General features: G+C 63.1%; 5 protein-coding genes and 2 pseudogenes. 1 reads left to right on the plus strand and 6 read right to left on the minus strand.

Annotation, left to right across the window (positions count from 1 at the left end):
• Window positions 1-247: pseudogene (locus AC1DY5_RS36835) on the plus strand (aminoglycoside phosphotransferase family protein); the annotation flags it as partial.
• Between the two features lie 673 nt (window positions 248-920).
• Here AC1DY5_RS36835 and AC1DY5_RS36840 read toward each other — a convergent pair.
• The 6 genes and pseudogenes from AC1DY5_RS36840 to AC1DY5_RS36865 form a co-directional block, all read right to left on the minus strand.
• Window positions 921-2,183 (minus strand): porin, encoded by a 1,263-nt coding sequence (locus AC1DY5_RS36840; protein WP_478119424.1) that lies wholly within the window; start codon window positions 2,181-2,183, stop codon window positions 921-923.
• 733 nt (window positions 2,184-2,916) lie between these two features.
• Window positions 2,917-3,045 (minus strand): annotated as a pseudogene (locus AC1DY5_RS36845) (transposase domain-containing protein); the annotation flags it as partial.
• Between the two features lie 203 nt (window positions 3,046-3,248).
• Entirely contained in the window at window positions 3,249-4,838 is a 1,590-nt protein-coding gene (locus AC1DY5_RS36850) for a phospholipase D-like domain-containing protein (RefSeq protein ID WP_478119425.1), read from the minus strand.
• A gap of 310 nt (window positions 4,839-5,148) precedes the next feature.
• Window positions 5,149-5,277: a hypothetical protein gene (locus tag AC1DY5_RS36855; RefSeq protein WP_478119426.1), complete on the minus strand. Its 129-nt coding sequence runs from the start codon at window positions 5,275-5,277 to the stop codon at window positions 5,149-5,151.
• A 12-nt stretch (window positions 5,278-5,289) separates the two neighbouring features.
• Window positions 5,290-5,700, minus strand: a complete 411-nt coding sequence (locus AC1DY5_RS36860; protein WP_478119427.1) for a VOC family protein — start codon at window positions 5,698-5,700, stop codon at window positions 5,290-5,292.
• A 12-nt stretch (window positions 5,701-5,712) separates the two neighbouring features.
• Window positions 5,713-6,198, minus strand: a complete 486-nt coding sequence (locus AC1DY5_RS36865) for a helix-turn-helix domain-containing protein (RefSeq protein ID WP_478119428.1) — start codon at window positions 6,196-6,198, stop codon at window positions 5,713-5,715.
• Between the last annotated feature and the right edge of the window lie 509 nt (window positions 6,199-6,707).

Consider the following 6,707-nt stretch of genomic DNA (forward strand, 5'->3'; position numbering starts at 1 on the left):
TGGCATTGATGCGCGGCTGGCATTGATGCGCGGCTACCTCGACCAAGTTTGTTGGGAGCCTGTACACGACGTACAACGCCGAGCCGCGCGATTGCTGCCTGGCCTGTTGCTGGCGCGGATCGATGGCAAGTCGCCCGTGGAGTACATCACCGATGAGCAAGAAAAGGACCGGGTCAGAGGCTTTGCGATTGACTTGATCAAGGATCCTTCGCAGGAACTCAGTGACATCTGCCGCCGCTGGTTCTAGACGCGCTTGAGTCGGCGAGGCGCCGCCTGGTTTCAACTCGATGCGGCCTTATGACTACTCTTAGTCATTGATGTAGCGGTCAATCTGCCGAGTGAAGGCGAATCCTCAAGAGAGGTAACGCAAGGTGGCCGATGCTTTGCGGCAATGGCTCGCGGGGCAACGGCAGAAGATCTGCATGGCTCGGCGCTGCCAACTCGATCGACTTCCTCGTGAAGCGCCGGCAGGCACTCACGCGCACATCGGTTCTTCAACCGTTGTTACGACGGGGCCACCGCGCGCTTAGGTTAGGCAAAGGCCGCCGTCGATCGTGAAGATGGCGCCACCTCGTGTGCGAGGAAAGGGGCGAGGCGAGCAAGACCCCGACCTTTTCAATCCGCCGCAGAACTCCGTCCTGCTCTATGCCGTGATCCTCGGTACCCTGGATGGATTCTGGCATTGCGGCGATCGCAGAGACGTCCGGTGCCTGTGTGAAGCGTCGCAGGGCTCGGTGAATGCAGAGGCGCGCCCAACCAAACGGCGAGCGCACATGATCCAGCGGTGCCCTCTGCTTTGACTTCACTGGCCTCCTACTACGCAACTGCAGCCAGTTGCCTCAGCCCGGTAAAAAAAAGCCACCCGATCAACGGGTGGCTTCAACTACTTCACTTGCAAGAAAATTGGCCGCGGTCTCTGATCAAAATGCGTGACGGATCCCCACGTCGTAACCCAGCGACTTGCTGGGCGTCGCGCTGCCGGGGCCGCCCGGAACTGGACCCGTGTAGAAGCCGGGAGAGCCTGTGACTGCCAGCGCAGCGCCATCCTTGTCTTTCAAGTACGAGAACGTGGTGTACAGCGCCGTCCGCCTCGAGAGGTTGTGTACGTATCCGATCGCGAATTGATCAGCCTTCGGGTTCGGGTTCAGGCCCAGAGTATTCGCGTTCACATTGTTGTATTTGACCTCCGAATAAGACGCGCGAATCATCCCGACACCCACGGGTATGAGCACGCCGACAACGGCACCATTGGCGCCAGGTTTTGTTGTACCGAACGGGTTGAAGGTGTTCGTCGCGAAATCGGTTTTTTGCTTGTTGTTGGAATATTCACCAAGCAACTTCACCACGCCAAAGTCATATGAGGCGCCTACGTTCCAAGTATTGAGTGTCGTTGTTGTACCGACGAAATAGTTGGAACCGATCGTGCTTGCTCCGTAGGCCAACGCTACATCCAGCGGACCTTTGGCGTAACCCACGCGACCGCCAACGTATCGGCCGACCCGCGCGTTGTTAGGCGTCAGGGCCAGGGCCGGGTTCCCGGCAATTGCGGCAGTTCCTGGAGGGGTCAGGCCGCCCGGATCATAGGAGACTTGCTCGTTGAAAGCATACATGAACTGACCATAAATCCCGCCTAGGTTCGGTGGCAGAAAGTAGCCCACCGAGTTGACAGCCCTCACGTAGTTTGGATTCGCTTGGAAGCCGCTGTTAGGGACACCGAAAGTGGCGCCGCCACTTGCAGTCGTGATCAGGTTGGTACCGACCCCGTTGGCGCCAAAAGCATCGAATACGGTGTCGTTCCAGAACGTGGGCGTGAAGTCCTTTCCAAGGCGAACTTCACCGAAGACGCCGGAAAGGCTAACGGTTGATCGCCGATTGAAGATAAGGGCGCCTCCGGTGCCTGCGCCGAGGCCGTTGTCGTTGGTCATCCCCGCTTCCAACCAGAAGGTCGCGGCCAAGCCGCCCCCGAGATCTTCCGTTCCGCGAAATCCCAACCGGCTGTTGTTGTAGCCGGAACTCGTCATGGCCGTTTGCGACTTATTGACGGACACACCAAAAGGCGTTTCCGACTGGTTCTTGTATCCACTGATGGCTGCGTCAACAACTCCAAACAGGGTCACCGTTGACTGAGCCGAGGCGACGCCGGTCGCAGCTAGAACAGCCACGGCGACGAGAGTTTTTTTCATTGTGAGTGTCTCCAAATGTAGAAATTTCGGCTTGTGGGAATGGAACGCGGTCAAGTCTTAAAGCGGTTCGCGTCGATCATCAACATGGCCGTCCAAGGCTTTCTGTTTGATCAAAACTACTCATTAAGGCGTGCTAACGTTAGCATCATCGTAGCTGTGCCTGTCGTTCGACGAAACTAGGGTTTCCTCTTAGATTGCCTCGGCGACAGGGCATCGAACTCTCGAGAGTTATGGTGCGATCGTAAGCACAATCACGTTGGCCACTAAGGGACAAGACGGCGGAGCTGAACCGCGGATTTGGCTTCGCATCCAGCGCGGGGCACGCGATGAGGAAGCGGTGAGGAAGCGGTGAGCCGATTTAGCTGCGTGGGCAACTTGGTCAGGTCATCAGCGATGCAAAGCCTTGGCTCGGGGCCCCTGCAGGGTAAGGGGGCAGCGAACACTCGTTGATGGAGACTCGGCGTTGTAGGGTGAGCGTCTTGCCGTCCCACCTTGACGGCGGCGCGGGTCATTCGTCGGGATCGTTGATCTCGTCGATGACCACGCCATCTTCGTAGAACTTGGCGATGGCCTTGTCCAGCCGCTTGAGCAGCGCTTTGAGAGTCTCACCTTTCCGCCTCACGATCATGGCCAGCGCGTTGCGGCCATCGGCGGCAGTGGCGGCGCACTCGATCGATCCGATCGCACCGACCGTGATCTCGCCGCATCGTTGATCAGAGTGCCTCGATGTTCTTCATGTGGACGTCGGCTCGCTGAGTGCGCGGACGCGCCAGCGGTGTGGCAGCAACTCCTCGATCCGGCTGTTCAGGTGGGTCGGCAGTCTCGCGAGGACGTCGCGCAGGTACTGCCAAGGGTCGCGGCCTTGAAACCCCTCGGGTAGTTCGCCACGTTCAGCGCTTGCGAGCGAGCAACCGAAGCTCGCACGAGAAACCTCCGCCGGATGCCTGAAAGCGGCCATAAGGAGACATTCAGGTCAGCGGCCTGTTTCGGCGCAAACTGGGAGAACGCTGGTTCGCCGTTGTCCCTTGCAGCTGCCGGAATTGGTGGATTTGAGGCGCTCCTCACTCAGAGCCAATTTTGCGGCAGCAGCGCACCGAGAACGCGCGCAAGCAGCTGGCGCAGGACGCCGACCTCCGGCTCCTGGTCCAGCACGATTTCCGCTTCGCCAACGCCACGCACCCACCGCAGCTCGCCATCGGGACCGAGGCGAAGTCGGTAGGTGCTGGATTCGAAATCCATCATGGACAGGAAGTCGTGGGCCAGCTCCGGACTGTCGATCAGCACACCGAGTTCGGTGTTGTAGCGCTCCGAGCGCCCGTCGAGGTTCATCGAGCCGACGAACAGACGCGCCTGGTCGATCACGATCACCTTGGCATGCAACACGCCGGTGCTCTCGCCGAAGCGGCCGAGTCGCCCTCGTTCGCGCGCGAGCGACGGACTGAGTTCGTAGACCTCGGCGCCGATCGTCACCATCTCTTTGCGATAGGCCATGTAGCCGGCGTGGACGGCCGGTTCGTCGGTGGCCGCCAACGAGTTCGTCAGGAGCCGCAGACGGACGCCGCGCCGGCTGTTTTGCTTGGTCACCTGCATGCCAATTTCGCCCGGAACGAAATAGGGCGAGACGACGAAGACTTCACTGCGCGCGCTGGCCATCGCCTGGCCGGCACCAGCGCGAACCGTACCGGCGCGGTCCGCGACGCGCGCCCCGGCGAGCTTGTCGACCGGGTCGGCCAGCACCTGCGCCGGCACGGGCACCAGGCGCACGCGCCCCGCACGCAACTCGTCGGGGAGAGTCGCGTATTGCGCAAGGCGCGCAGGCACGCCCAGGTCGGGCGACGGCGCTTGAACCTCTGCCAGTCGGGCGTCGAAGCGCTGCCGGCGCTCGGCCGGCGTCGATTCGGGCCGCACGATCAAGTCGATCGACCAGGCATGTTTGCTGTTCCAGTAGTCGTCGAAGGACGCCGAGAGATCGCGCACCACCTGGCCGGCCGCGAGCAGGTCGAGGTCGACGAAGTTGCCGCCGCTGGCCGCCCGCATGAAGTACTCGTCGCCGATGTTGCGCCCGCCGAAGACGGCAAGTGCGTTGTCCGCAGCGAAGAGCTTGTTGTGCATGCGGTGGTTGACGCGCGAAAGCTGGTCGAGCGAGCTGAACAGCTTGCTGGCGCGCGAGCCGCGTGCCCGCACGAAAGGATTGATCAGACGCACCTCTACCCGATCGAAAGCGGCGAGATCGCTCAACAGCGGCTCGACCGAGTCGCTGTGCAGGTCGTCGATCAAGAGCCGGACCCGCACGCCCCTTGCGGCTGCGTAGCGCAAGGCGCCCAGCAGGTACGCGCCGGTGCGGTCGCCGTTGAAGACGAAGCTCTGCACATCCAGCGTGCGTTGTGCCTGGCGCGCAAGCTCGATGCGGGTTTCGTAAGCCGCTGCGGCCAGGGGCAGCAACCTGAACGCCGAGCTCGAACGATCGGGCAGCGCCTCGGCGGCGATCCTTGCGAGCGGCGTTCCAGCTCCGTCGGCAATCGCATGGCTCGCGGGCGGCATCGCCTCGGGCGTGCGCGTAGGCAAGCCCGCGCATGCTGCGAGCGACAACACTGCAGCGGCAAGCAACAGCCTCGCCCGGGAAATCGGAGGGGGATCGGCGTGGAAGGTGTTCATGGGAATAGCAGCGCGTGGCGCCGTGCGACTCGGATGCTAGCCCTCCGCGAACGCGTTGTAGCCTGCCCATGCGGGCAGTAGGCGCCAATTCGCACAATGCCTCAGCCTCGCCGAACAGTTCGGCGCTAGAGGAAGCATGCGGCCACAACCGGACACTCACTCCTTGGGCTGGGCTCAGGAAAACATGACTTCAAACCCTCATGCCGACTATGAGCGTAGGCTTGCATGGTGGCATCGTCGCAAGATCTGATGGCTGCGCTAAGGGCCGCGCGCTCGCTGGGGCTGGCCTCATGGTGCCTCGGTGCTGGTGCTATCCGGCCCCTGGCGCACGGCAGCGCGCCATTGCGACGAAGTTGGCGACGACGGTCAGCGTGAAGGCCATCGACAGCCAACGGTGCGTCTGCCGGATCAAGTGATTCCARTTGCTGTTGTTGTTCAAGGCAGTCTCCCTTCATTGGCGGCGCGCACCGATCATCTTCCAGCCGTTGCCCGAAGGGTCGCGGAAGCCCGCGTCCATGGTGCCGAAGCGGTCGATGGGCTCCTGCGTGAATTCCACCCCCAGGCCGAGCATGCGGTCGTAGGCCGCGCGGCAGTCGTTCACCACCAGCACGAGCGGCGGCATCGTGCCCTTGGCCACGAGCGCGCGCAGCGCCTGCGCGGTCGCCTCGTCCTGCATCGGCGGCCCGGGTGTGAAGAGGCCCAGCTGGAACGAGGGCTGCTCCGGGTGCTGCACCGTCAGCCAGCGAAAGCCGCCGTTGCGCACGTCCGTGTGGACGCGAAAACCCAGCTTCTCGACATAGAACGCGAGCGCTTCATCCTGGTCTCGCACATACAAGCCGACCACGTTGACACCTTGGCTCATGGGACCTCCTGTTCATTTCGACGGCTCTTTTGTACCGCCCGCCTCGCGGCGCCGCTTCTCCGAAACTGCGATTTCGAGGCCAGGCCGGTGGGCGGCGCTGACGATGCAGTGGGGCACGCGGCCGAGCTGGCTCGCCTGGGCCTGCTCGCGCTCGCGGTTCGCGCTCGGGCTCTCGCCGGTGATGTCTCGGAAGGTGCGCCCGAAGGTGCCCAGGCTCTCCCAGCCTGTCTGGAAGGCGATCTCGGTGATGGGCAGGTCGGTGTCGCGCAACAGCGCGGTCGCGCGCTCGATGCGCCGCGTGAGCAGGTAGCGGTGCGGCGGCACGCCGAAGGCCTGCTTGAACGAACGCGCGAAGTGGGCCTCGGAAACGCCGCTCACGCTCGCCAGCCTCGAGACGGGCCAGGCCTCGTGCGAGGCGGCGTCCATGCGGTCTTTTGCGCGCAGCAGGCGGCGCAGCAGGTCGGGGTCTTGGCTGGGCGGCAGTACGTCGGAAGGCATGTGTAGGCTCTCGGCTGAGAGCCTACCCGACGTCGCATCAGCCCACCACTGGCAGTGCTTGAAGCAGCAGATGCCGGTCGAAGCGCAGCCTGGGCGCAGGCCCGGGCACGCTGATGGTGCCGAGCTCGCTCCCGTTGGCATAGTCGCGCTGCCGGTAGCGGCCGGCCGCCACAGCCGCGCAGCGGCACCGGGCCGTCCCAGCGCAGCGCGTAGAAGGCGTAGTGCAGCACTGCGTCTTTCTCGACCACGTGGACCTCGGGCTGGTCGAAGGCGATGTCGCGCAGCTCGCCGCAGTAGCGGCCTTCGGCGATCTACACTGAGTCCAAGCGGCCCACAATCAGTCGCTCGGACTTGGGTTACGTCTTGCGCGGCGGCCGCGCGTCCTTGCGGACAGGTTCACTGCCATCGTCGCGATAGCGCAGTTGGTTGCCGACTCGGCTCGGGTACTTCAACGCGTCCATCGATCCTGCTCGTCCCGTGAAAGGGCGCATCTCGCTGCCGTTGTACGT

The sequence above is a fragment of the Variovorax sp. P4_D9 genome, from assembly GCF_056401695.1.